Genomic DNA, 23,191 nt, shown 5'->3' on the forward strand with positions numbered 1-23,191 from the left:
ACATCAGCTTTTTACGAAAATAGCTCATATCAGCAGGTGATAATCTTGACGGAAAAAAATTCCCGATCACATGAACCGTCCAAAAGCGGCACTACCGGCGGTCAAAAGCTCGAATACATACTCAAAAAAGCTTTGCGCCAGGAGCCTTTGAACAAATCCGAAATGGAATTTATCCTGACGCGCCGGGATAATGAAGTCCGAAAGCAAATTTTCAGGGCCGCCCGCCGGCTGAGAAAGCGTCATTTCGGCCGCAAAATTTTCGCCTACGGTTTCGTCTATTTTTCCACTCACTGCCGCAACAGCTGCAGCTTCTGTTTTTATCGCAGTTCCAACCAGCAAAGCCCCCGTTACCGCAAGGATAAAAGCGAGGTGCTGAAGATAGCCCGCTCTCTGGCTGAAGCCGGAGTTCATCTGATCGATCTGACCATGGGCGAAGACCCCCGCTATTATGAAAAAAATGGGTTTGAGGAACTCATAGAGCTTGTCAGCGAGCTGAAATCAGAGACAGGGCTGCCAATAATGATTTCCCCCGGCCGGGTTCCGGATAAGGAGTTATCAAAGCTTTTTAAAGCAGGGGCTGACTGGTATGCCTGCTATCAGGAAACTCACAGCCGCGAACTTTTTAAAAATCTCAGGACAGGACAGGATTACGATCGTCGTCTGCAGGTCAAAAAGCAGGCGGCCGAAACCGGATTCTTGATCGAAGAGGGAATGCTTTTAGGCACCGGGGAAACATGCGCCGATAGAGCTCGCTCGATTCTCATGATGCAAAAGCTTGAAGTGGATCAGGGACGGGCCATGAGTCTGGTGCCGCAAAAGGGCACCCCCCTCGCAGAAAATTCAGAACCGGAGAGAAATGAAGAACTCATGACCATCGCTGCCATAAGACTGGCCAATCCCGATATACAGATTCCCGCCTCGCTCGATGTGGAAGGGATCAAAGGCCTGATTCCGCGCCTTAAAGCCGGTGCCAGTGTGGTGACCTCTTTAATTCCGCCGGCCAGCGGACTTAAGGGAGTTTCCAGCGCTGAGCTTGACATCGAAGGAGGCGGCCGTGGACTTAAAGCCGTCCGGCAAAAACTGGCAGAATCCGGTCTTGATCTCGAGCTGGCCGAATTAGAAGATTATAAAAAATGGATGAAAAGCAGAAAAGACTCAGCTCGATGCGGGAGGGAAGCAGGCTGAATATAGCTGTCATAGGCGGCGGCCTGCAGGGAACAGAGATAACCTGTCTGGCCCGCGAAGCCGGTTTTAAAACTGTTCTTTTTGACCGGCGCAAACGCCCGCCCGCCCGGGGATTATGCCATGATTTTCATCAGCTCGAAATAAACCGGCAGAACCTGGATGTTTTTTTCGATCTGCTGCCCGAGGTTGAGGCGGTGCTGCCGGCTTTAGAAGATTATAAGGTTTTAAAGCTTCTCGATCGCGGCTGCCGCAGGGAAAATTTGCCCTTTATATTTGATCTGCAGGCTTTCGAAATTACCAGCTGCAAAGAGACTTCCCGCCGATTTTTTCGCCGGCATAATCTGCCTCATGCCCGCCAGCCTCCCGCAGCCGATTTTCCCCTGATACTCAAGCCGGCCCGCGGCAGCGGCAGCAGCGGCGTGATAAAAGTTGAAGATCAGGCGGAGCTGGAATATCAGCGCGATCAGCTTTCCGATGACGATGATGTCCTGGTGGAGGAATATCTGGAAGGACCGGCTTTTTCGCTGGAAGTGCTGGGATTAAACGGCAGCTTCTATCCGCTGATGCCCACCAGGCTGGAATTTGACGAAAGCTTTGACTGCTGTCGGGTGCTGGCCGGAAAAGTTATCACAGATCGGCGGCAAAATGAACTATATGAGCTGGCCCGGCGGATCGCCCGAGCTTTAAATCTTGAGGGCATTATGGACATAGAGATTATCCTCACCGATTCCGGCTGCAAAATTATGGAGATAGACGCCCGCTTTCCCAGCCAGACCCCGCTGGCTGTCTATCAGGCCTCCGGGCTCAATATGGTTTCCCTTCTTTTGAGCGGCGCCAAAAACAAAAAGAATAAAGATTTGAACCTGCCGGAATTATCCTTTGAGCAGGGAGCAGCCGTTTTGGAACAGATGCTGATAAAAAAATCCGAAGGAGAAACAAAAATCTATGCCCCCGTCGGAGAACACGTGCTGACGGAGGGAGGGGAACTGAACATTCAACGCAATTTTTATGGAGCAGATCTGGCCCTTACTGATCTGCCCCGCGCTCATATCGCCACCGGCGAAAATATTTTATCCACCGAATCAGAAGCAAAAGCGGAGCAGAGCTGGCGGGCAGCTCTCGTCTATACCGGAGAAGATTTAAAAGAGGCCAGAGAGAAAAGCCGCCGGAGCAGAAACAGGCTCAAAAACGGATTGGTTTTTGAAAGGGGCGGACCGAGCGATGACCAGGCTTAGAGAATCCGATATTGCAGAAATACCGAAAATTATCGATCAATATGATCGCGAGCTCGAAGCTAAAATCGGCCTGAATCTGTTCGATCTGGCCGTACGGGCAGCAGGCCGCAACCCCGACGAAGTGACGAAAACTGACAAAAAAAGAGCGGCTGTCATCCCCGTCACAGCCGGCCGGGGAGAGATTGCCGGGTTCTGCGAGGCCATCAAAGCAGTTCTCAGCCGGCTGGGACTGGAGGCTTTCATCCCGGAAAAAACCGATGTGGCCGGTCTTAAGTCGGCTCTGGAAAAAAATTGTGATATGGCCTTTATGGCCGATGATAATAGCTTTCTGGCCCTGGATCTGCAAAAGGGCCGCTGGATGGACAACGATACTGCCACCGCCCGGGTTTTTGCAGAGGCGCTCAAAGCAGCGGCTGGCGGATTTAAAGATCGCCGGGTGGCAGTTTTAGGCTGCGGTCAGATAGGGGAAAAAGCCATAGAATATTTTAAAAAGCAGGGGGCCGAGCCGGTCGGCTTTGACATCTCCCCAAATAGACTGGAAAAGATCGAGTCCAGATGGAAAATCAAAACCGAAAAGATAAAAAAACCGGCCCAAAATGAAAAAGCACCCGCAGAAATTCAGCGGGTGCTGATCGATTTTGAGCTTATACTGGAAGCAACACCGGCTTCCGATCTGATCGGAAAAAAAGTTTTCGATCAAGATACCTATCTGGCTGCTCCGGGAATGCCGCCCGGCTTTACAGAAGAAGCAGCCAGAACATTCCCCGAACAGATAATTCATGATCCCCTGCAGCTGGGCACCGCCGCCATGGCTGTTAATATTATGCTGCCTCCCGTCATTCGTTCTCATCAATTTTCATAAACTCCCGGAAGAACACTATGAAAACACCCAGCATACCAGCCAGAACCACCGCTATAGCTACATTTAATGTAGTTCCCCGTCCGATAGTTCTGCCCGGAGGAACCGCCGCGGAAACAAAGCGAACGTCACTGGTCTGTTCGGCCATGGCCAGTCGGGCATCTTCCATTTCTGAGGAAAGACGATCATAGGAACTCTCATATCTATCGACTTCCCGTGTAATATTTTCCATTCGACGCTCATACTGCCAGACCTGTTCTTCCAGATGCTCAACCTCTTCTGAAAGTTCGCTGCGCCGGGAAGAATAATATTCAATCATATTTTTTGTGTGCTCAATCTCTATCCCCAGATCAAAATAACTATTTTTAAGCTGACGATACTCCGAAGCTTTATGGTCATAAAGTTCCTGATAATGTTGAACATCCTGCTCCAGCAGAGCAACTTCATCGCGATAAGTGTTAATCCTTTGAGATAAAGTACTAATTTCAGATTCTTTTTCTGCAATTAAAGTCTTATAATGGGACTTCTGAGCCTGAATGCGAGGATTTTCATATTCCTCCAGCATCTGCAATCTGGTCTCCAGTGCTGAAATTTCTCTCTCCTGTTCTATTTCTTCTCGTTTTAAATCTCTAAAAGTATCTTCCCAGTCTGTATACATACTCTCATATAATTCCAGGTCCTCCTGCAAATCGCTTTCTTTCTGTTCCAGACTATTTAATTCGCTGCGAAGTTCTTCTTTTTCCCGCCCTATTTCTTCAATTTCATTTTCAAATTGGTCTATCTGTTGAGGTATAGAAACCAGCTGAACTCTTACATTAGCCCTTTCCTGCCGTAAAGTTTCATACACAGGATTTATTCTCTCTTCCTCCATCACAAGATCAGTCATAATTTCCAGCTCTTCTGGCGAAAATATATTTTCCCAAAAAGCATCTTCTGTGAGACTTTTTTCCAGACGCTGCTTTTCTGGTTCCTCTGCCAGAACTTCTTCCAGTTCTGAAAAGTCAGACTCTGTTTCCGCAAGTTTTTCCTCCAGAGAAGCTACAATCTCTCTTCTCTGAGTTGTTAATTCACGCAGAAATTCCATTTGTTCCTGCTTACCAACTAGATCGTACTCTTCCCAAAAAGCAAACAACTCATCTCGCTTCTGGCGGTAATTCTCTACTGCCTCCTGCATGTCAGGTCTCATCTCTCCCATCTCTTCTGTACTTCGCTCTCCCAGCCATATCCCGTCTTCTGTTTCCATGCCGGTCAATTCATCTCTTATCGTCTCTAATTCAGCTTCCTGCCTGGCTATCTCGTCTTCTAAATCCAGCAGTTCCTGACGTTGACCATCTGCTTCTTTTTGTTCCAGATCAGACAGCCTGTCCCGATAATGCTCCAGATTATCCTCCAGTTGATCTCTTTGCAATTCCAGCAGGTCAATTCGGTATTCCTCGCGGGCAGCAGCCAGGCGCTGCTGGGCGTTTAATAGATCTTCGGTTTTATCAGCTATTTCTTCCTGTTCTAAGGCTCTGTAAAATTCCTCTTCCCAGATCTCATCTTCCTCCATCTCCGCAAGCGCTTCAGCGATATGTTCCTTCTCACTTTCTTTCGCACCTAATTCTTCCTGCAGTGAAAGCAGCTCGTCTTCAATCTCACGAAGGTTTTCTCGATAGGATTCTTTCTCGTCTGTCAGTCGATCCAGCCTGGCTTCTTTCTTCAACTCTTCCAGTCTTTCCTCGGCCTGTTCCAAATTAGCTTCTGTTTCTTCAAATCTTCTTTCCGTCACCTCAAATATATCTTCAATTTCACCGCGTCTAATCTCTAAAGTATCCTCCTGAAAAAATTCAGCCCAGGCATTGGCAATATCACTGGCTTCTTCTGGATCAGTACTGGTTACTTCCATACGGAAAATAAAGCTTTCTTCCTCTTCCTGCACCTCTTCGTCTTCAAGAATTTGCAAATCCATTTTACCTTCAATATCCGAAGGATGAAGAAGTTCCTCTTCCTCATCTCGCAAATCAAGCTCTTCTATTATTCGTTCCCGAATATCATCTGATTGAGCCAGATTAGCATATGTACTCCTGCCCATCCGTGAAACATCTATCTCCGTATGTCGCGGCGGCATCAGCAGCACATCAGCAGTTGCTTTGTGTTGAACTTCTGTAGTGGTTATGGTAAAAACAAAAGCTCCAATAGCCGCCAGTATTATCAGAGCACCTATAAACCATTTAGCCCTCCAGAGCAGCATTATGTACTCGCGCAGATCGATCTCCAATTCTTCATAACTTCCCGGATCTTCATCCATAAAAAAATACTCCTCCCGTTAATATAAATGTGATATTAATGCTGATCAGCGATACCTTTTCTCCCATTCCTGTCTGGTAACAATATTCTCATTCCCCTGCTCTAAATCCTGCCGGCAGAGATAATCCGTAGCCAGCACTCCTTCAAGATGGTCCAGTTCGTGCTGATAAAGCTCGGCTCTATCTTCGGTGAATGTTTCCTTCTTTTCCTGGCCGTGCTCATCCTGGTACTCCACAGTTATTCGCAAACTTCTAGTAACTTTCACAAAGAAAGCCAGATCAAAACTGAAGCAGCTGTCCCAGACCGAAAAAGTCTCCTCGCTCTCTTCGACAATTTTCGGATTGACCAGAATCTGCTCCTGTTCTCCCGCCAGGCTGAAAACCACCCGCCGGTGATAACCGATTTGAGGAGCAGCAAGAGCCCGCCCCAATCTCTCCCGATCTCTGAGATGTATGAGGGTATCCTGCAAATCGCGCTTTATCTCCACGAGTTCGCCGGCAAAATCCCTGACCGGTTCGGACCTTTTTCGCAGCCGGGGATCTCCCAGCTGCAGAACTTCTCTGATAATCTGCTTTCTCCTCCTCTCCTTTCCAGTTTGAAAAATCAAATCAGATGCAGTATATTTACTAAATTATACCATTTACGGGTAGAAAAAATCAACTTTATAGAGTTCGAATTATTCTTTTAAAATCGGCTTAAATTTCAATTATTTTCTTGATTGCTACGTTTTTTGCTGGTAAGATTATTAATAGATGTAATTATCAATTCTTAACGATCCATTCATCTTTTAATTACTTATCCCGGGAGGTATTCATATGCAAAAAAGCATTCTACTTAAGTCAGCGCTGATCACCGTTCTTGTCCTGAGTTTTCTGCTCTTCCCCGCTCTGGAAGCAGAAGCTTTAACCCAGGAGGAAGAGCCCAGCTTTTATGCCGAGGCTCTTTACACCGACGTCGATGATCTGGACAGCGACCTCGGATTTTTGCTCGGAGGCGAACAAAAGGTGAGAGATAACATCAGCATGGCCGGTGAGTACATGCGGGTAACCGGCGAAGGTGATATTAATTCTGATGAACTTGATTATCGCCTGCACGGATTCAGAGTTAAGGGACTCCTGAATATCACCGATGAGATGGCCCCGGATCGGGCGGGACTGGATATCAACCTGCACGGAAGTATCGGCTATTACGACCTGGAACTGGAAAACGGTGATGATGATTCGGATAGCGATTTCGGTTTCACATTGGGCGCCGGTTTCAATTATGACCTGGAAGATGACATAGAGCTTCGGGGAAATGCCGGCTATAGATTCGTCGACTTTGACGATTTAGAGGATCCTAATAGTGGAGATGAAGATGACATCGATGCCGGCGGTTACGAAATCAGCCTGGGCCTGGGAATTCCTTTTTAAATAGATATCTGATCAAATCTCCCAGAGATATACATATCCCTCAGGTCAAAAAACATAAAACTTTTACGTCAGTTAAACCGGGGCATACTGCCCCGGTTTTAATTATATTCTTCCATTCTCAGCCCAGTATTGTTCAATATTTTTTGCATTAACTTTTATATTTATATTTTTCTCCCCTTCTTCCCGCAAAACTTTCTATCAGCGCAGCTTTTCCCATCTTTCCAGCTCTTTTTCCAGACCGACAAGGCGGTTAAAATCATCAAAGTCCAGAGTTCTTTCCGGAGGCAGATCGCGAGAATGGCCCTTCTCCTTTAGCTCAGCCAGAGAATCCTTCATGGCCCGCGCTGCCGCATAAAGGCCGGTTAGAGGATAGGCTACCAGGCGATAGCCCCACCGCTCAAGCTCCTCCCGGCCCACAATGGGAGTCTTCCCCCGACGGATCATATTGGCCATAAGAGGCACCTTTTTAACCTGTCGACCCACTTCCTTGAGTTCTTCCCGGCTCTGGGGAGATTCCACAAAGACAGCATCAACTCCCAGTTCTATTGCAGCCTGAACCCTCTCGATGGCACTCGCCAGACCGCTGATGTTGCGGGCATCGGTACGGGCTAAAATTTTAAAATCAGGATTGGCGCGGGCGGTAAGAGCGGCCTCCAGCCGCTGCAGCCAAATTTTCTGATCAACTATCTTTTTGCCTTCCATATGCCCGCAGCGCTTGGGCCAGACCTGATCTTCGATAAAAAGCCCCACAGCCCCGACGCGTTCGTATTCTTTTACTGTCCTTTTCACATTAATATCCTCTCCATAACCGGTATCGCCGTCCACAAACACCGGAATATCGACAGCTTCGATTATATCGGCCGCCCTCTCAACCATCTCCGTCATGGTCAGATAACCCAGATCGGGACGGCCCAGCTTGCTGGCGCTTATGCCATAACCGGTGGTAAAAAGAGCTTCAAAACCGGTTTCCTCAATAATCCGGGCTGTCAGGGCGTCTCCGGCCCCGGGCATAAGTATGGCTCGATCGCCGGCCAAAAGTCGGGAAAATTTTTCAATCACGATTATCGCCCTCCTCTTGCCGCCCAGCCCGGCCAAAAAGTTTCTGCCGAGTCGATCTTAATCGTTCCAGCATTTCTTTTTCGGCCTCAATACGTTCTGAGGTCAAAAATCCCCTCATTACCATCAGATCGAAACCTGCACCGGACTCGACCATCCTATTTTCCAGAGATAAAGATTCCTTTGAATTTCTCTTCCGATACTTTTCAGGTTCCCGGTTAAAATTCTCCACCCGATCATCCCGCAGCTCTCCGAATAAAGGAGCCGGCACCGCATTTTTCAGCCGGATCATCTCCTTATCCGAGGTGATTTCACCCGGTCCCAAAATATCGGCACCGGCTTCATAAAAGGCTTTCATTCTCGGTATAATCCGGGAATTATCGCTTTTCTTTCCGGCAGCAGTCCGGGCGATCAGCAGAGTTTCTTCCCTCAACCCTTCCTGCGCTGCTTTTAGGCGGGAACACATCTTTTTTGAATTTAAAATTTCACTTTCGCGCTCTTTATTTTCCCGCGGCCAGCGGGTATCATCAAATATTATCGCATCAGCTCCCGCCCGCTCAAATTCCCGGGCGGTGCGGCAGGCATTAACATCCCCGCCAAAACCGGAACCGGCTTCCACCACCAAAAAGAGATCGGCCGCATAATTTATTCTCTCCACAAGACGCCGCACTTCCGTCATGGTAACGTGATGCCTGCAGGAACTACCCAGCAGTGTCAGGGCAGCGCTGCGGAGAGACAAAAACGCTATATTAAAACCTGCTCCGACAGCCAGACGGGCAGAAAGCGCATCTTCCACACCGACTGCAGCCGCGGGGCTACCGGTTAAAATATGCTCTCTGATATCGCTGGCTGTTAATTTATTCTCCGTATATTTTTCCTCTTTTTCTTTCTCAGGTTCCTGCATTGACTGCTATCTCTCCTCTCGCATCTGAAGTGAAATTCAGCCTGTCAGGGATTAATCAGGCGCTTATCTGAGTGTATTCCTCGGCCAGTTCCTTTTCGGTCTCGCTTTGAGGAAGCAGCAGACTGCCGACGACACAGATGGCAAAATTAACCGCCAGCCCTATAATACCTCCATGCACACCGGCTATTGTGCCCATGCCGGCTATTGTCATGCCGCCGCCGATAATGCTGCCGACAAGCATGCCGACGAGCACGGCTTTGCCATTTAACCGTTCCCAGTAAAGGCCCAGCATGAAAGCCGGAGCTATCTGCGTCATAATCTCCAGTTTGAGCACAAATATTTCGTAAAGAGTTCCGGGCGGAAACCAGGCCACCAGTATCAAAAGACCGACCAGCACGATGCCGCCTATCTTGCCGACGAGCACCTGTTTTTTCTCCGAGGCATCAGGGTTTATATGTCGGGCATAAAGATCATTCGATATGAGCGAGGAAATGGCCAGAATGATCGAATCGGCGGTGGACATGATAGCTCCCATGATTCCGCAGAAAAGTAGCAGCATGAGAAAGTAATGAAAACCTGACTGACCGGCTATTCGGGCCGCCATCATGCCGATCAGCTCTTCAGCCTCCATCTCGCCCAGACCGGGAAATTCTTTAAGGCCGATTATGCCGACCACGAAAACGACACCGGTGGTCAAAAAGGGCATCCAGGCCATCCTCTTGAAGCTCTTTTTGAGCGTGGCCTCGCTTTCAGCTGCATAAATACGCTGAATGGCGTGAGGATACATGGTCGCTCCAAAGGCTGTCAGCATAAGCATGCTCAGCCAGTTCACCGCCGAAGTGGTATCGGGAGCTCCCACCCGGTCGGGAAAGTTTTGAGCGGCGAATTCAGTCGCTTCGCCCAGGCCGCCGATAACAGTAAAGGAGAAAAATAAGAGTCCAAAAACCCCTAAAAGCAGCAAAACTCCATTGAAGGTATCGGCAATAGCCACAGCCTGCATGCCGCCCAGCCATTCGTAAAGGAGCATGATCACCACCAGAAACAGCACCCCGAACTGATAGGGAACCACGCCGGCGGTAAGACCCGCAACCGCATGGCCTATGGCCACAAGCTGCTCGAGCAAGAAATTCGAAAGACCATAAAGCATTATCAAAACCGCCACAAAACTGACCAGCTCGGAACCAAAACGGTGCTGAAACCAGTCTACAGGCGTGATAAAATCATGTTTTTTGGATATATGATGAAGTCTTGGAGCGTAAAGCATATATCCTGCCAGCACAACGATCATAAAAGGAATAGACTGCAGCCAGGTGAAACCGATACGATAGGCCTGAGGCGCATAACCTATCACCGTATTGCCGCTGTACTGCGAGGCATAAAGGGTAAAGAAAAGCACAATGGTACCAAGACCACCGCCGGCCACGTAAAAACTATGTTTCGAATCTTTGCTGACAAAACGCGATATGTAGATACCCATGCCCAGAATTATCAGAGGCCAGACGATCAAAACTGCCACACCATGCCAGCCTACGACAAAATCGAGTTCCTCCAAGGTCATTCCTCCTGTTTGATTATTTAACTTTGATTATTTAATCACCCGTAAATTCACCCGCTCAGTTGTCCGGATTGTATTCGTCCTCATATTCCTCTTCTAAATCTTCCATATCCCAGAGCCTGGTCATCATGTAAACAAGCCAGGCAGATATGCCTACGGCTGAAAGCAGCGAGACAAAAGCCCAGTAGGGAAACCCCAGTATAATAGGCTCATAGCTACCTTCGGTGTAAAACCAGGGAACGTTGATCATGATCAGGATCAAAAAGATCAACCAGGCCCACCAGTAATCCAGAGGCTCTTTGTAGCGGTCGTTCTTTTTAATCTTCCTTCCCCCCTTTCCCTATTAATCTCGTTAGAATCGAAAATTATCAACAGGTTTATATTTAATCTTACTCACTATTATATATTCAACGTGCTGAATTTGTAAAGGGGTTTTTTGTCCGGCGGTTTAAAAGGTCAGGCCGGGGGCCAGATAGGCCTGCACCCCCGATTCATCGATATTGCCGGCTATTCCCATGCTGATTCTGGCCGGTGCCCGACCGTAGGAAAGCTCCATATCGAGAGAGAGCTCAAGACCATAGCCGGCCATAAAATCGTCCACTTCGTCGCCGGATATATCGCCGCCTTCGGCGAAAGCAGCCAGGCTCACCTCATCGAAGAAAACGGGGGTGGTGCCCATGCCCCGGCCGATATCGGTCAGAGGAAATCTGTATTCCCCTCTGAAATAGAGAAGCTGACTGCCTTCTTTTCTGTCCCCCTCGCTGTAGCCGCGAATGGGATACTGTCCAAAAACTCCTCCCAGCTCGAAAAATTCCTCGAGTTCAGCTCCGGCCGCCGAACCACGCAGCCTGATACGATGATTATTGGGAAATTCGAAAAATTCCCGCCAGTCAAATTGACCATAAATGTTGTGTTCATCATCAAAATAAGCATCGCCGGCCCGCAGGGTAAGATTGCGGGTGGTGACCATGGAATCGCGGCCGGTCTGACTTAGATAATCGAGCTGACTGAAACCGCGATATTCTTCGTTCAGGCCGTCCTCGCGCAAATTATCGCGCAGATAGGAAGTTCCAAATCCCAGGTTTAATCTGCTGAAAGGAGCGCTGCGAATGGGAGTCTGGGCCATCAGGGTATGCTGATCGCGATAATGATATTTGCTGTCATCCATTCTGCGCCCGGCCCAGCGCTGACTCTGCTGGAGAATGTCGAAGCGGCCGGCCTCCAGTTCAAGATTCCAGTCAAAACTTACGGGATAATCATAATCGCCGCCGTCATATTCCACCGATCCCTGATAATGCATTTTATTCAAAGGATCACGACCGCCCACCGTAATTCCGGCATAGCTGCCGCCGGTGCCGATAAAAAAGCTGGGGAAAAAGTAGCGGGGAGCCATATAGTCAAGCCGGCTGTAATCTCTGCTCTCCGGCGGGGCCTCGCTTTTAAATTCATCTCTTTTTTCCTCTTCCAAAAAAGCATAATCATCATAAATATCGACGTTTCTGCTCACTGCTGCAGCCGAATCCAATCTGTAAATATCAAAACCGCGCTCCGAATAACCGGTATAATAAAGATCGAATGATTTTTCCGCTCCACCGTCGGCAGGAGTAAAGGATTCCGCCGCCAGCGGATCAAAAGCACCGGTGAGTTCCCGGGTGAGCTGCTGGATCTCTTCTTTTTCAAGATCATAACTATAAAGATTATAAATACCATTACGATCCGAACTAAAAAGAACCTGATTTCCCTCCGGAGTCCAGGCCGGCGATAAAACCGCTTCCCGTCCCCGGGTTATCCGGCGGCGCTCCTCATTTTCCAGGTCGTAAATATAAAGATCCTGAAAACCGCCCGGAGACCAGCTGACCAGAGCCAGTCTGTCTCCGTCTAAAGCCAGGGAGAGATGCAGAAACTGCTCTCCGTTTTCAGCCTCGATCACAACCTCGCTCTCTCCGTTTTCAGCCTGCAGATCCATTTCAACCACCCGCGATTTTCCATCCTGACGGGTGATATAATAAACCCTGTCTTCACCCGCGGCCGGGCTGTGAGCCCGGGAGCCTTCAGTCAAGCGCTCGCTTTCGTCCTCTTCTCTGTCGTAGCGATAGAGATCATAAAATTCATATTTTTGTTCATAAATATCCAGCCGCGAATAAATCAAATCACCATCAGCCGTAAAACTGTGACCGGTGGGGGCGAAAATTCCCGGTTTGAGCATCTCGTCCTCGCCCGTTTCGATATTGTATTCCCTCAGCCCGGGAAAATGTCCGCCGCTGTGATAATAGATAATGCTCTCACCCTCCGGATCCAGAGCCGGCTGATGAACCTCAAAACCTATCTCAGTAAGCGGCTCTCCCCGGACCAGGCCCTCAGCTTCCAGCTCATCAGCCTGACGCTGGTATTTTTCCCGCATCTCCTGCTGCCATTCCTCAAAAATCTCTTCAGCGCTCTGCTGATATACTTCATAAAAAGTGGCATTGATATTCTGACCGGGATCCCGGGCGAACACCTCGCTGACTTCCAGCAGTTTATCCTTGCCGTCGCGCCTTTCCAGATAATCAAAAATGGAAGCGCCGTAAATGTAAACAGCCTGTCCACCCGGTGGCCAGCCGTTATGATCATACTGACCGTGAATCTGATCAAAGCGGTAAAGATCATCCTCCAGAAAAGCTGTCCTAATATACATATCATAAACAGCATCCTCGGCCCTACCGCCGCCTGTAAGATGGGTCTCGGCTAAAATTGCATAACCTTCCAGCATCCAGTAAGGCTGCATCATGTTGGGATAGGTATATGAAGGGACCTCGCCGAAAATTCTGCGGAGGTTTTCAGCCCCCTCCGAGCGAATGTTAAGATGCAGGATATGGGCATATTCATGAGCAATCAGCATCTTAAGCCAGCTCTCATAGCTGCTGCCGAACTGTCGCTGCAGCGGATGACTTAAATTTATCTCGATATGATCGCGGAGATAAGGAGTGCTGAGGCCGTAAGCCATATCAGCATCATCTCTAATGATCATATGAGTAATATCATCGCGTTCATAGGTTTCATAGCTGGTCAGCTCCCGGTGAACCTCCTCGGCTATTCCGGCTGCTTTACGGGCCTGAGCTTCCAGGCGGGCCGGATAATGCACGGCAAAATTTTCGGTGCTGAAAGTCTGCCAGTTTTCAGCTGCCGCTCTTTCCCCGCCCGGTCCCACCAGCAAAAAAACGGTGAATACCGCAAGCAAAAAGATAAAAACAGTCAGTAAATTCTTTTTCGCGATCTTTCCCTCTGTCAGCAATTAGCTCACCTCAAAACGATTTTAATTTGAAAGACGATCATCTTGAAAGAAGATCAACAAAAATAGCTCTGGCTAAATTATACCACAAATCGCCATTTTATTTAATGATAATAATCTCAGCCCGCCCGGCTTTTAGAGTCTGCAGGGTTCTAAATTTTATAATCAGACAGGAATTTAGCTTTTCAAAGAGAATGAATTTAAAGATAGGTTTTTTACAATTCAAGAAATGAGGGATATTATGATAACCCCCCAGGTCAAAGTGCACCGGGAAAAAAGCTTTGCCCTGACCGCTCAAATGCACGAACACGCTGTGACATTTCCGGACTACAGCCGCCGGGAGATCAGAAACCGCCTGGAAAAATACGTGCCCCTGGGCCGGAAGCTTCCCCATCTAACCATCTACCTCTGCAGCCTGGGTTTTGATACACCGCCGGATAATATCAGGGCGGCCGTCAAAGCCGCCCGCGAGATTAAAAAAGGCCAATTTTAAAGTTTTTTTTATCCATGTTACCACCTCTTCCGTCCTGTTAATTAATTTTTCGCAATTTTCCTGATTCAAAAACTCAGCCAGCTGAAAAAGCCCGCCGGAGAGCAAAAAAGAAAAGGATCGAAACTTCCCGGCGGGCTCGTAGCTATGATATCCGGTTGTATCTCAGTTTAGATCCAGCAGCGCGTTTTTTGGCAACTATGCGGTCATGTTACTCGTGCAAAATTTCCTCTACATCCTCTTCGCTCTCTATCTCAAAAATGCTGTCCCTGATCTCGACAAGTTCCTCTCTGGGAGTGTTACCAATTCTATCAGTCAGGTCGGAAGAAAGCTCACCCAGCCTCATTTCCAGAAGCTTCTCAACAGTTTCTCTAAGTTCCTCTATTCTGCCTTTCTCTTTGCCATGCTCGAAACCTTCTTCCTTGAGTTCATCTGCAAGAGTTTTCACTCTATCCCTCCACTCAAGCTGACAAATTTCCTCTTACTCACTCAAAATTTCCTCGGCCTCTTCCAGGCTATCGATATTGAAGAAATTTTCCCTGAGCTTTTTCAAATCTTCCATGCTGCTAGCTTCTATTTTCTCTTCCAGATCCTCTGAAAGCACCCCAAATCTACCTTCAAGGAATGTAACAAGGGTATCTATCAATTCTTCCCGTCTCCCCTTCTCTTTACCTTCTTCAAAACCTTCCTGTTTAGCTTCTTCCTTTAGCTCATCTGCAAGAGTTTTCACTCTATCCCTCCCTTCGGGCTCATACTTTCTAGCAATGTCTATGACCTTAGCCGAATCTATCTCTTCTTCTGCGTCCTTGTCCTGCAGTACATAAAGATAGACGCTGTAATAGAAGTCATCCTCCCCGGACCTTTCCACGTACTCGCTTACGTTTTTGAGAAATTCGTCGAAAAGTTCCAGAAAAATTTCTCCCTTTTCCCGCACAATGCTCAATACTTCGATGTAGAACCTGAGCTTGGGGACTGTCATCCCGGGCATCACTTCCACTAAATCCTCCAGCGTGTAAAGATAGCACTCAAACTCGGGTATTATCTCCTCAGCCCAGTCCGTCTCGCCCATGATCAATTCCGAGAGCTTCGTTGGAGCCGTCCAGTCCTCCCGGCCGTGGTAGAAAAGGATGGGAATGATCAAGGGGATATCCCCATCCTCATTCATCTTATCATCCCAGATCGCCATGTAGTACTTCAAGAGCTGGTAGATCGTGTCCCTCTCCATCTTGCTTTTGTGCTCGAAGAGATAGGCTACATAAGCTTTTTGGCCGCCCTCAAGCTCAACGCTGAACACCCGGTCGGAGGAAAACCTGTCGAACCTCTCGTCGACATAGCTGGTATCCTCGCTTTTTATAGTATCCAGCTTCATCCTCTCCTGGAACTTATCGGGCAATCTGAGTTCGATGAATTCTCTCGCCGCCTCAGCGTCGCCCAAAGCTCTTATGAAAAGCCCATCATGCGGCTTGTTAATGATATCATACCTGTCTAAAAATTTCAGCAATTTACGCCCTGCCCTCATTTATAACTTCCTGTTTCACCCCTGTGTCCCTTCCAAATCCCCTAAAAAAGAAAAAGCCCCCGTTACAGGGCTCGTGTTTCTATCAAACCTGATCCTAACCTCTGACTGTAACTTCCATCTTCATCTCACTATCACCCATCTTCACACTTATCTACATCCCATCCACACCTTCGATAAGAACCATTATGTATTTCTCGCGGTACTTTTTTACTATGTTCAATAATATTATAAACTCAATTCTCACAAATTTTAATGATGGAGCAATTATGTCGATGATGCTGCGATGACGCCTGACTTTTCCCCTCTAATTTCTTTGCGGGAAAGGGGAATAATTCCAGTCCAGTTCGATCTCTTCAGCCAGGCCGGATCGGTTAAAATAATGATTTTTGAGCCTTTTTACAACCCCTTTTATATCCTCTCTTTCGATATCATGCAGGATAAGGAAAAAATCTTTTGTATCCCAGCGGCAGACTGTATCACCGCTGCGAATTCTATTCTTCAAAACCGTCATCATTTCGTCGGCAGCTTCTTTTATCTCCTCCCCGTTCCCCTCCGAAAGTTCCAGCTTCAGGCGGGATAAATAGGAACTGTGCCATTCTCTTTCCGCTCTGCGCTTTTCTAGCTCAAATATATGCAAAAAAGTCTTTTTATCGCATACCATGGGGCCCGGCGAGGATAAATCATTATCCATCTGATTTCACCCTTTTTTGCTGGCTTTGATGTCTGTTTTATTCATTTGAAATTATAAACTATTCGTCTGCAAAAGTTAATGATATAGCGATAACAGCGATAATGCTGTGATGATGCAAATATTTACCCGGACCGGCTCTTTATTTTCGCGGCCAGGGTTGATACCATATCAATGAACATAAATAAACATAACCCGATGAATACGTTGATTAAAAGAAAAAATTATGATAGGGAAAGAAAGGGAAAAATCAGGGAGGGTAACCAGCTTGCTTGCAGATTATGAGGGGTTTATCTTCGATCTCGACGGTACCATCTATCTGGGTGAAGAGTTGATACCAGGCGCCCGGGAAGTGATAGAGAAAATCAAAAATTTAAATAAGGGCTGTGTGTTTCTCTCCAATAAGCCCATCGCCCGGCGCGAAAATTACGCCGAAAAACTCATCCGGCTGGGAATTGAAACTTCCCCGGAAGGAGTCATCAATTCTTCGCTGGTCACAGCAGACTTTCTGGCCAAAAATTTGCCGGGTGCGGCAGTCTATGTGCTGGGAGAAAATTCTCTGATAGCCGAGCTTGAGGAGGCCGGTCTGGAGGTTGTCAACAAAGAGGGAGAAGCTGAAGGGCATAAGGTGGTCGAGGGGGATTTTACCGGGAAAGGATATGACTTTTTCCGCTTAAACCATGAAAATAAAGATTACGAGGATATCGACTGCCTGGTGGTATCCTTCGATCGCACCCTTCACTACGGCAGGCTCAACGATGCCCTGCAGATTCTGCAGAAGGGAGCGAAGTTTATCGCCACCAATCCCGACACAACCTGTCCGCTGAAGTGCGGGGAAGTCCCCGATGCCGGCTCAATAATAGCTGCGGTGGAGGCTGCCAGCGGCCGCAGGGTGGAGAAAATTATGGGCAAACCTTCAGCTCAGATGATAGAAACCGCCCTGAGTGCGATGAATTCCGGGCGGGAAAATCCGATCTCCCGGGAAGACTGCCTGATGGTGGGCGATAGAATCGGCACCGACATAAAAATGGGAAAGAAAGCCGGCCTGACCACTGCGGCGGTTTTGAGCGGCGTCAGCGATCGCCAGGAGATTGAAAAATCAGAAATTAAGCCGGATCTGGTGCTCGACTCGGTTCGGGAAATGCTGTGAAAAGCTGTAAAAAAAGCTGCCGGGAGACCGGCAGCTTCTGTCCTATCCTTTATTCTCTTTCCTCCAGCAAAATCTCATGGTCCATCAGATCCATCTTCTGTATCTCGGCCTCGATAAACTTCTCCTCTCCCATCAGGCCGGACAGGGTAAGGCCTTCCTTTTCGGGAATGATCTCGCTCACATCTTCCATAAAAAGCTCCTTCTCTCCATCCCTGACGATATAGGCGGTGGACTGGCACATAATTTTTAACCTCCTGTAGATGTTTTTTCTGTTATCGGCAATATTTTTCTAACCCGTTTTCCGGCGCAAAATCTTTTTAACCATCTCTTCCAGACCATTCTCCTCCAGCTCCGGCAGCATCAGCTGCAGCAGCTGATACTGATATAAAAACTCATCCAGCAAAAGCCGAGATTCCTCCTCCTCTAAATGGCCGATCTCCTCCATATAATCTTCCAGTTTCTCAGAAGCCCGGCTGAAAGCCCTGATAAGTTCCTTCACCGGTTTTTCTCTCTTCTCTTCCTCGAGCAGATCGCCCAGATCGGCGGCCGCCTGCTGCCGCTCTCTATCCATCAAAACCGCGCCCACAGCTTCTTCCATCTCCAGATGAAGATGGCGGTTGTAAAGACGGCCTATCTTCTCCACCTCAGCCCGGGTCAAATTGTACTTGATAACAGCCTTTATCAGCTTTTCGGTCAGGACCGGATTGCCGGTGCTGCTGCCCAGGCTTACCGCTCTGCTCACATGCGAAAGCCCCAGCGAACAGTCATCATCGAGCACGGCCTGCTGATACTCCGGCTTGATCTCCAGAATTTTAAGCCACTGGGTTAAAGTGGTGCGCGGCACTCCCAGCCGCAAACTCGCCTCCTTGACCGTGAGATCATGCCTGTCCATATAGCTTTTTATCCCCTGAGCCCTCTCCAGCTCGTCCAAATCCTCACGCTGAATATTCTCGACCAGATTGATCTCCTTAATCTTCTCGGGCTCGATCTCCTCATCGACTATCAGAGCGGCAATATCTCCCTTCTCTTCCTGCTGTTTCATGGCCCGATAGCGCCGCTCGCCGGCTATCAGCTGATAGCGGCTGTCATCTGCCGCCCCCTGCTCTTTATTTCTTCTGACTATCACCGGCTGCAGCTGTCCCAGCTGCTCTATAGAACGGGCCAGATCATCAAGGGCCTCTTCATCAAACTTTTGCCGTGATTGATCCGGCATCACCTCTATATTACTCAACGAAAGAACGGCAAAATTCATCAACCTCGACCTCCTTCGGCCAGACCTTCTCCAGCAGCTGAATAACTGACATCGGCATTATTATCTTCGCGCATTCCCTGGCCGGGATTTGCTGAACTTTTCAGAGATGCTCCTCTTTTGGTGGTGCCCATGACGTTAGTCGGATTTACCGCCTTATCGGTAGAAATCAATATGAATTTATCCACACCCTTTACTATGATAGATCCGGTCAATATTGAGTCAGCTCTCTTTACCGCAGTTATGGGATTCTTCCAGCTCATTCACAAAACTTTCCAGCTCGCTTTCAGTTATGTCTCCGTTCTCCAGCTGCTTTCTGGCCAGCTTCATCAGTTCATCATCGCTCAAGCTCCCGCTAAATTTATCGCCCAGCGGATGAGGGCTGCTCTCCTGCCCGTCTTCATCACTCAAAAAGGAATAGCCGAAATCTTCATCGAAACCAAAGCGCAATATTAAGTAAAATATCAGGCCGATGACCAGAAGACCGCTGACGCCAACCACACTATACCAGCTCCCGTAAGCTTATATCTCCGTATAAACCATTAATCTGCTGCTCTTATATTATAACATATAATGGCAGTCAGTTGAAAAAAAGTGAGGCAGAAGAAAAAGATGAGGATAAAAGGGCAGGGATTCTGACCAGAAATGATATGCTCGAAGCCTATCACCACCGGGAAATTAAATAAATTAACCTCTCCAGCCTACGTTAGTGCCACCTTCCTGTTCCTTTACGGCAGGATAAATCAGCATACATCTTTCAGCACTCGATAGGATAATCGCCATCAAAACAGGAGGTGCAAAAGCCGGTATCTGCCCGCTCCTTCAGCTTTTCCAGCATTCCCTCCCGGCTTAAATAATGCAGGCTGTCGGCCCCGATCTTATCGCCGATCTCCTCCTCGGACTTGCCGTTGGCGATCAATTCCTTCTGGCCTGTGATATCGAGGCCAAAATAGCAGGGATATTCGACCGGCGGCGAAGAGATAGCCATATGAACTTCGGCAGCACCGGCCTCGCGCAGCCGGTTGATAATCTGGTTGCTGGTAGTCCCCCTCACAATAGAATCATCTATCAGTATCACCCTCTTATCCTCGACGATCTCCTTAATCGGGGAAAGCTTGAGCCTTACCTTGAGATCGCGAATGTTCTGGGTGGGCTGAATAAAGGTACGGCCTACATATTTATTGCGGAGAATGCCCTGACCGTACTCCAGCCCCGAGCGTTCGGCAAAACCGAGTGCTGCCGCAACCCCCGAATCAGGCACCGGCACGACTATATCGGCCTCGATTTCCATCTCCTCGGCCATTCTGCGGCCCAAAGCCTTGCGGGCCTGCTGGACATTAAGGCCGGCTATATCGCTGTCCGGCCGGGCGAAGTAGATATACTCGAAGACGCAGAATTTCTCCTCCCGGCGGCTGCTGAAGCGCTGAGACCTGATGCCATCATCATCGATGATAACCATCTCTCCGGGTTCGACCTCGCGCAGATACTCGGCGCCGAGAATGTCGAAAGCACAGCTTTCGGAAGCTGCCAGATAACCCCCCTCCATTTTTCCCAGCGCCAGCGGCCTAAAACCGAGAGGATCGCGGATCGCCACCAGCCGCTGCGGATTCTGCGTCAGACCCACCAGGCTGAAGGCTCCCCGCAGATTATGCAGGCTGGAGATCAAAGCCTCGATGATATCATCCTCGAAAGCCCGGGAGACGAGATGAGCTATCACTTCGGTATCGAGGGTGGAATGGAAGATAGAACCGCTGCTCTCCAGGTTGCGGCGCAGCTCACCGCTGTTGACCAGATCGCCGTTATGAGCCAGAGCCAGCTCTCCCTTCTGGCAGTTGACCAAAAGTGGCTGGGCATTGACCGACCGGCTGGAACCGCTGGTCGAATAGCGAACGTGGCCGATGGCCGCCCGTCCTGACAGTTTATTCAGCGTGTCACCACCAAAAACATCGCGCACAAGTCCCATACCCCGGGTGAGTTCGAGTCCCTCTTCCTCATCCAGGCTTCCGCCCACACAGATGCCGGCGCTCTCCTGCCCGCGGTGCTGCAGGGCGGTGAGGCCGAGATAGGTGTGCTCGCCCGCTGCTTTGCTGTCCTCCGGCAGGAAGGCTCCGAAAACCCCGCATTTTTCCTCTATAGCTTCTCTGGAATCGCATTCAGCCATTTGCTCTTCAGCTCCCCGATATCTATTTTGATCAGATCATTGATCTTCAATTCGCTGCCGCCGGTGCGCCCGATAACCTGACAGGTAACTCCGCCGGCCTTCTCCGCCAGTTTTTTCAGACGGGGCAGATCATCCCGATCCAGGCTGACAATTATCCGGCTCTGGCTCTCGCCAAAGAGCAGCTCCTCGGGAGCGAGCTCGCTCTCTATCTCCACCCCGGCTCCGATCTCAGCGCCGGCACAGCATTCGAAGAGGGCGGCTGCCAGGCCTCCCAGCGAACAGTCGTGGGCTGAGGCGATGATTTCCGATCGAATACCCTCGCGGCAGAGCTTCTGCACCGCCAGCTCGCGTTCAAAATCCAGGGCCGGAATCTCGCCCTCGATCCTATCGTGTACCGCGCTCAGGTATTCGCTGCCCCCTAGCCCGGGTTTATTCTCCCCCAGCAGGACTATCCGGGCTCCCTCTTTCTGAAAATGACGGGAGGTGGCCTGATCTATATCATCCAGCAGCCCGACCATGCCGATCACCGGCGTGGGATAGACCCCTCCGGCCGGACTCTCGTTGTAAAAGCTGACATTGCCGCCGGTAACCGGAGTATCAAATTTCTCACAGGCTTCTTTGATGCCGCGGGCCGCCTCTTCAAACTGCCAGTAAACCTCGGATTTTTCCGGGCTGCCGAAATTGAGCCCATTCGTGATAGCCAGCGGCTCGGCCCCGGAACAGCTCAAATTGCGGGCCGCCTCGGCCACGGCCAGGGCCGCCCCCCGGCGCGGATTTAGATAGCAGTAGCGGCCATTGCAGTCAGTCGTCAGAGCCAGCCCTCCGTCCCTGCCCTTTAGCCGCAGCACGGCCGCATCCGAGCCGGGCGGCACCACTGTGTTGATCTGGACCATGTGATCGTACTGCTCATAGATAGATGCCTTGCCGGCCAGATTCTCCGAGAGCATCATCTCTTCAAATTGATCGTTAAAGGATTTATCTTCACAGGATCGACCTTTTATATTTTTCTCTTCTACAGACTCCACCAGCTCATCCAGATATTCAGGCCGGGAAGATTCAGAGCGGTAGACGGGAGCATCATCGACCAGCAGCTCGACCGGCAGGCTGGCAGCTTCCTTCTCGCCGGCCATAACCCGCAGCTGGCTGTCATCGGTCACCTCTCCGATCACAGCTGATTTGAGTCCCCAGCCAGCGAAGATCTCCTCCACAACTTCTTCTTTTCCCCGGCGCGGTACGACCAGCATGCGCTCCTGTGATTCCGAGAGCAGTACCTCGTAGGGGGTCATGTTCTTCTCCCGCTTCGGTACCTTATTCACGTCCAGCTCGATACCTGTGTCGCCCCGGCTCGCCATTTCGGCCGCGGCGCTGATCAGCCCGGCCGCCCCCATATCCTGAATGCCGACCAGCACGTCGGTCTCGATGAGCTCCAGGCTGGCCTCTAAAAGCAGCTTCTCCATGAAGGGATCGCCGATCTGCACCGCCGGCCGGTCCTCCTCCGAGTCTTCATCCAGCTCATCGGAGGCGAAGCTGGCCCCCTGAATTCCATCACGCCCGGTTGCCGCTCCCACCACCATAACCGGATTGCCGACTCCGCTGGCGGTGGCAGTGGCCAGTTTTTCTTTTTCCATAAGCCCCACGCACATCACGTTCACCAGAGGATTCTGACGGTAGCTGTCGGCAAAAAAGGTTTCACCTCCCACCGTGGGCACGCCGATGCTGTTGCCGTAACCTGAGATGCCGCTCACCACCTCGCGGCAGAGATAACTCATGCGCTCACCCTCCAGTTCGCCAAAACGCAGCGAGTCGAGCAGGGCTATCGGCCTTGCTCCCATGGTGAAGATGTCTCTCACTATGCCGCCGATGCCGGTGGCAGCACCCTGATAGGGTTCTATGGCTGAGGGATGGTTGTGACTCTCGATTTTAAAGGCGACGGCCTGACCTTCCCCGATATCTATCACTCCGGCGTTCTCTCCAGGGCCCTGCAGGACCACCTCGCCTTCAGTGGGAAATTCGCGCAGCACCGCTTTTGAATGCTTATAGCTGCAGTGTTCCGACCACATCACTCCCAGCATGCCCAGCTCGGTGCGGTTGGGGCTGCGTCCTAGATCGTTACAAATTCTCTCATATTCCTCTTCGGTCAAACCTTCCTTCTCCCGGATATCTTCTGAAGTCAT

The 23,191-nt window shown here is 49.6% G+C and carries 21 protein-coding genes and 1 pseudogene; 6 read left to right on the forward strand and 16 right to left on the reverse strand.

The annotated features are described in order from the left end of the window. Positions 1-45: 45 nt before the first annotated feature. From pylB to pylD, 3 genes are read left to right on the forward strand one after another with little or no spacing between them, the layout of a single operon-like run. Positions 46-1,185, forward strand: a complete 1,140-nt coding sequence (gene pylB / locus BLT15_RS00795; protein ID WP_089757709.1) for a methylornithine synthase PylB — start codon at positions 46-48, stop codon at positions 1,183-1,185. Continuing rightward, on the forward strand, positions 1,134-2,420 hold the full coding sequence (gene pylC / locus BLT15_RS00800) for a 3-methylornithine--L-lysine ligase PylC (protein WP_089757711.1): 1,287 nt from the start codon (positions 1,134-1,136) through the stop codon (positions 2,418-2,420). Before pylB ends, pylC begins: the two co-directional genes overlap by 52 nt. Then, positions 2,407-3,282, forward strand: coding sequence for a 3-methylornithyl-N6-L-lysine dehydrogenase PylD (pylD, locus tag BLT15_RS00805; RefSeq protein ID WP_089757713.1), 876 nt, complete (start codon positions 2,407-2,409; stop codon positions 3,280-3,282). Before pylC ends, pylD begins: the two co-directional genes overlap by 14 nt. On the opposite strand, the gene BLT15_RS00810 is transcribed toward pylD, so the two are convergent. Beyond that, positions 3,257-5,566, reverse strand: coding sequence for a Wzz/FepE/Etk N-terminal domain-containing protein (locus BLT15_RS00810; protein WP_089757715.1), 2,310 nt, complete (start codon positions 5,564-5,566; stop codon positions 3,257-3,259). The genes pylD and BLT15_RS00810 overlap by 26 nt on opposite strands. A gap of 45 nt (positions 5,567-5,611) precedes the next feature. Next, the gene (locus BLT15_RS00815) at positions 5,612-6,172 is read right to left on the reverse strand and encodes a peptide deformylase (protein ID WP_089757716.1); all 561 of its coding nucleotides are present in this window, start codon (positions 6,170-6,172) and stop codon (positions 5,612-5,614) included. A gap of 208 nt (positions 6,173-6,380) precedes the next feature. Here BLT15_RS00815 and BLT15_RS00820 point away from each other — a divergent pair, with 208 nt between their 5' ends. Further along, positions 6,381-6,977 (forward strand): outer membrane beta-barrel protein, encoded by a 597-nt coding sequence (locus BLT15_RS00820; protein WP_089757718.1) that lies wholly within the window; start codon positions 6,381-6,383, stop codon positions 6,975-6,977. Between the two features lie 198 nt (positions 6,978-7,175). Here BLT15_RS00820 and BLT15_RS00825 read toward each other — a convergent pair whose 3' ends face one another. The 5 genes from BLT15_RS00825 to BLT15_RS00845 all read right to left on the reverse strand — a co-directional run bounded on the left by BLT15_RS00825 (position 7,176) and on the right by BLT15_RS00845 (position 13,763). Beyond that, on the reverse strand, positions 7,176-8,036 hold the full coding sequence (locus BLT15_RS00825) for an isocitrate lyase/PEP mutase family protein (protein ID WP_089757720.1): 861 nt from the start codon (positions 8,034-8,036) through the stop codon (positions 7,176-7,178). After that, on the reverse strand, positions 8,029-8,937 hold the full coding sequence (locus tag BLT15_RS00830) for an isocitrate lyase/phosphoenolpyruvate mutase family protein (RefSeq protein WP_089757722.1): 909 nt from the start codon (positions 8,935-8,937) through the stop codon (positions 8,029-8,031). Before BLT15_RS00830 ends, BLT15_RS00825 begins: the two co-directional genes overlap by 8 nt. Before the next feature lie 55 nt (positions 8,938-8,992). After that, positions 8,993-10,489 (reverse strand): sodium:solute symporter family protein, encoded by a 1,497-nt coding sequence (locus BLT15_RS00835; protein WP_200769655.1) that lies wholly within the window; start codon positions 10,487-10,489, stop codon positions 8,993-8,995. Between the two features lie 61 nt (positions 10,490-10,550). Further along, complete coding sequence (locus tag BLT15_RS00840; protein ID WP_089757725.1) at positions 10,551-10,763, reverse strand: hypothetical protein; 213 nt, start codon at positions 10,761-10,763, stop codon at positions 10,551-10,553. A 177-nt stretch (positions 10,764-10,940) separates the two neighbouring features. After that, complete coding sequence (locus BLT15_RS00845) at positions 10,941-13,763, reverse strand: hypothetical protein (RefSeq protein ID WP_089757727.1); 2,823 nt, start codon at positions 13,761-13,763, stop codon at positions 10,941-10,943. A gap of 238 nt (positions 13,764-14,001) precedes the next feature. Between BLT15_RS00845 and BLT15_RS13055 the strand changes: the two genes are divergently transcribed. Then, entirely contained in the window at positions 14,002-14,253 is a 252-nt protein-coding gene (locus tag BLT15_RS13055; RefSeq protein ID WP_143422984.1) for a hypothetical protein, read from the forward strand. Positions 14,254-14,461: 208 nt separating this feature from the next. On the opposite strand, the gene BLT15_RS00860 is transcribed toward BLT15_RS13055, so the two are convergent. The 3 genes from BLT15_RS00860 to BLT15_RS00870 form a co-directional block, all read right to left on the reverse strand. Beyond that, positions 14,462-14,698 (reverse strand): RpnC/YadD family protein, encoded by a 237-nt coding sequence (locus tag BLT15_RS00860; protein ID WP_089757733.1) that lies wholly within the window; start codon positions 14,696-14,698, stop codon positions 14,462-14,464. Positions 14,699-14,731: 33 nt separating this feature from the next. Beyond that, entirely contained in the window at positions 14,732-15,751 is a 1,020-nt protein-coding gene (locus BLT15_RS00865) for an Rpn family recombination-promoting nuclease/putative transposase (RefSeq protein WP_159429748.1), read from the reverse strand. 322 nt (positions 15,752-16,073) lie between these two features. After that, complete coding sequence (locus tag BLT15_RS00870; protein ID WP_089757737.1) at positions 16,074-16,460, reverse strand: hypothetical protein; 387 nt, start codon at positions 16,458-16,460, stop codon at positions 16,074-16,076. Between the two features lie 265 nt (positions 16,461-16,725). Between BLT15_RS00870 and BLT15_RS00875 the strand changes: the two genes are divergently transcribed. Continuing rightward, the gene (locus BLT15_RS00875) at positions 16,726-17,607 is read left to right on the forward strand and encodes an HAD-IIA family hydrolase (protein WP_159429749.1); all 882 of its coding nucleotides are present in this window, start codon (positions 16,726-16,728) and stop codon (positions 17,605-17,607) included. 49 nt (positions 17,608-17,656) lie between these two features. Here BLT15_RS00875 and BLT15_RS00880 read toward each other — a convergent pair whose 3' ends face one another. From BLT15_RS00880 to purL, 6 genes and pseudogenes are all read right to left on the reverse strand, one after another. Continuing rightward, positions 17,657-17,848, reverse strand: a complete 192-nt coding sequence (locus BLT15_RS00880; protein WP_089757740.1) for a CooT family nickel-binding protein — start codon at positions 17,846-17,848, stop codon at positions 17,657-17,659. A gap of 48 nt (positions 17,849-17,896) precedes the next feature. Next, the gene (locus tag BLT15_RS00885; protein ID WP_089757742.1) at positions 17,897-18,859 is read right to left on the reverse strand and encodes a ParB/RepB/Spo0J family partition protein; all 963 of its coding nucleotides are present in this window, start codon (positions 18,857-18,859) and stop codon (positions 17,897-17,899) included. Positions 18,860-18,972: 113 nt separating this feature from the next. Continuing rightward, positions 18,973-19,047: pseudogene (locus BLT15_RS13740) on the reverse strand (polysaccharide biosynthesis protein); the annotation flags it as partial. Between the two features lie 31 nt (positions 19,048-19,078). Further along, on the reverse strand, positions 19,079-19,357 hold the full coding sequence (locus BLT15_RS00895; protein ID WP_089757746.1) for a hypothetical protein: 279 nt from the start codon (positions 19,355-19,357) through the stop codon (positions 19,079-19,081). Between the two features lie 256 nt (positions 19,358-19,613). Continuing rightward, complete coding sequence (gene purF, locus BLT15_RS00900; protein ID WP_089757748.1) at positions 19,614-21,017, reverse strand: amidophosphoribosyltransferase; 1,404 nt, start codon at positions 21,015-21,017, stop codon at positions 19,614-19,616. Then, positions 20,987-23,191 carry a phosphoribosylformylglycinamidine synthase subunit PurL gene (gene purL, locus BLT15_RS00905; protein WP_089757749.1) on the reverse strand — a complete coding sequence of 735 codons (2,205 nt, stop codon included), beginning with the start codon at positions 23,189-23,191 and terminating at the stop codon, positions 20,987-20,989. Before purL ends, purF begins: the two co-directional genes overlap by 31 nt.

It is taken from the genome of Halarsenatibacter silvermanii (genome assembly GCF_900103135.1).
In the GTDB taxonomy this organism is placed as follows: Bacteria; Bacillota; Halanaerobiia; order Halanaerobiales; family Halarsenatibacteraceae; genus Halarsenatibacter; species Halarsenatibacter silvermanii.

Bases quoted from the DNA above. Each gene is read 5' to 3' on its own strand.
- pylC (WP_089757711.1), top strand. From the start codon at position 1,134: ATGGATGAAAAGCAGAAAAGACTCAGCTCGATGCGGGAGGGAAGCAGG.
- pylD (WP_089757713.1), top strand. From the start codon at position 2,407: ATGACCAGGCTTAGAGAATCCGATATTGCAGAAATACCGAAAATTATC.
- BLT15_RS00885 (WP_089757742.1), bottom strand. From the start codon at position 18,859: ATGAATTTTGCCGTTCTTTCGTTGAGTAATATAGAGGTGATGCCGGAT.
- purF (WP_089757748.1), bottom strand. From the start codon at position 21,017: ATGGCTGAATGCGATTCCAGAGAAGCTATAGAGGAAAAATGCGGGGTT.
- BLT15_RS00810 (WP_089757715.1), bottom strand. From the start codon at position 5,566: ATGGATGAAGATCCGGGAAGTTATGAAGAATTGGAGATCGATCTGCGC.
- BLT15_RS00880 (WP_089757740.1), bottom strand. From the start codon at position 17,848: ATGTGCCAGTCCACCGCCTATATCGTCAGGGATGGAGAGAAGGAGCTT.
- BLT15_RS00830 (WP_089757722.1), bottom strand. From the start codon at position 8,937: ATGCAGGAACCTGAGAAAGAAAAAGAGGAAAAATATACGGAGAATAAA.
- BLT15_RS00870 (WP_089757737.1), bottom strand. From the start codon at position 16,460: ATGGATAATGATTTATCCTCGCCGGGCCCCATGGTATGCGATAAAAAG.
- BLT15_RS13055 (WP_143422984.1), top strand. From the start codon at position 14,002: ATGATAACCCCCCAGGTCAAAGTGCACCGGGAAAAAAGCTTTGCCCTG.
- purL (WP_089757749.1), bottom strand. From the start codon at position 23,191: ATGACTTCAGAAGATATCCGGGAGAAGGAAGGTTTGACCGAAGAGGAA.
- BLT15_RS00820 (WP_089757718.1), top strand. From the start codon at position 6,381: ATGCAAAAAAGCATTCTACTTAAGTCAGCGCTGATCACCGTTCTTGTC.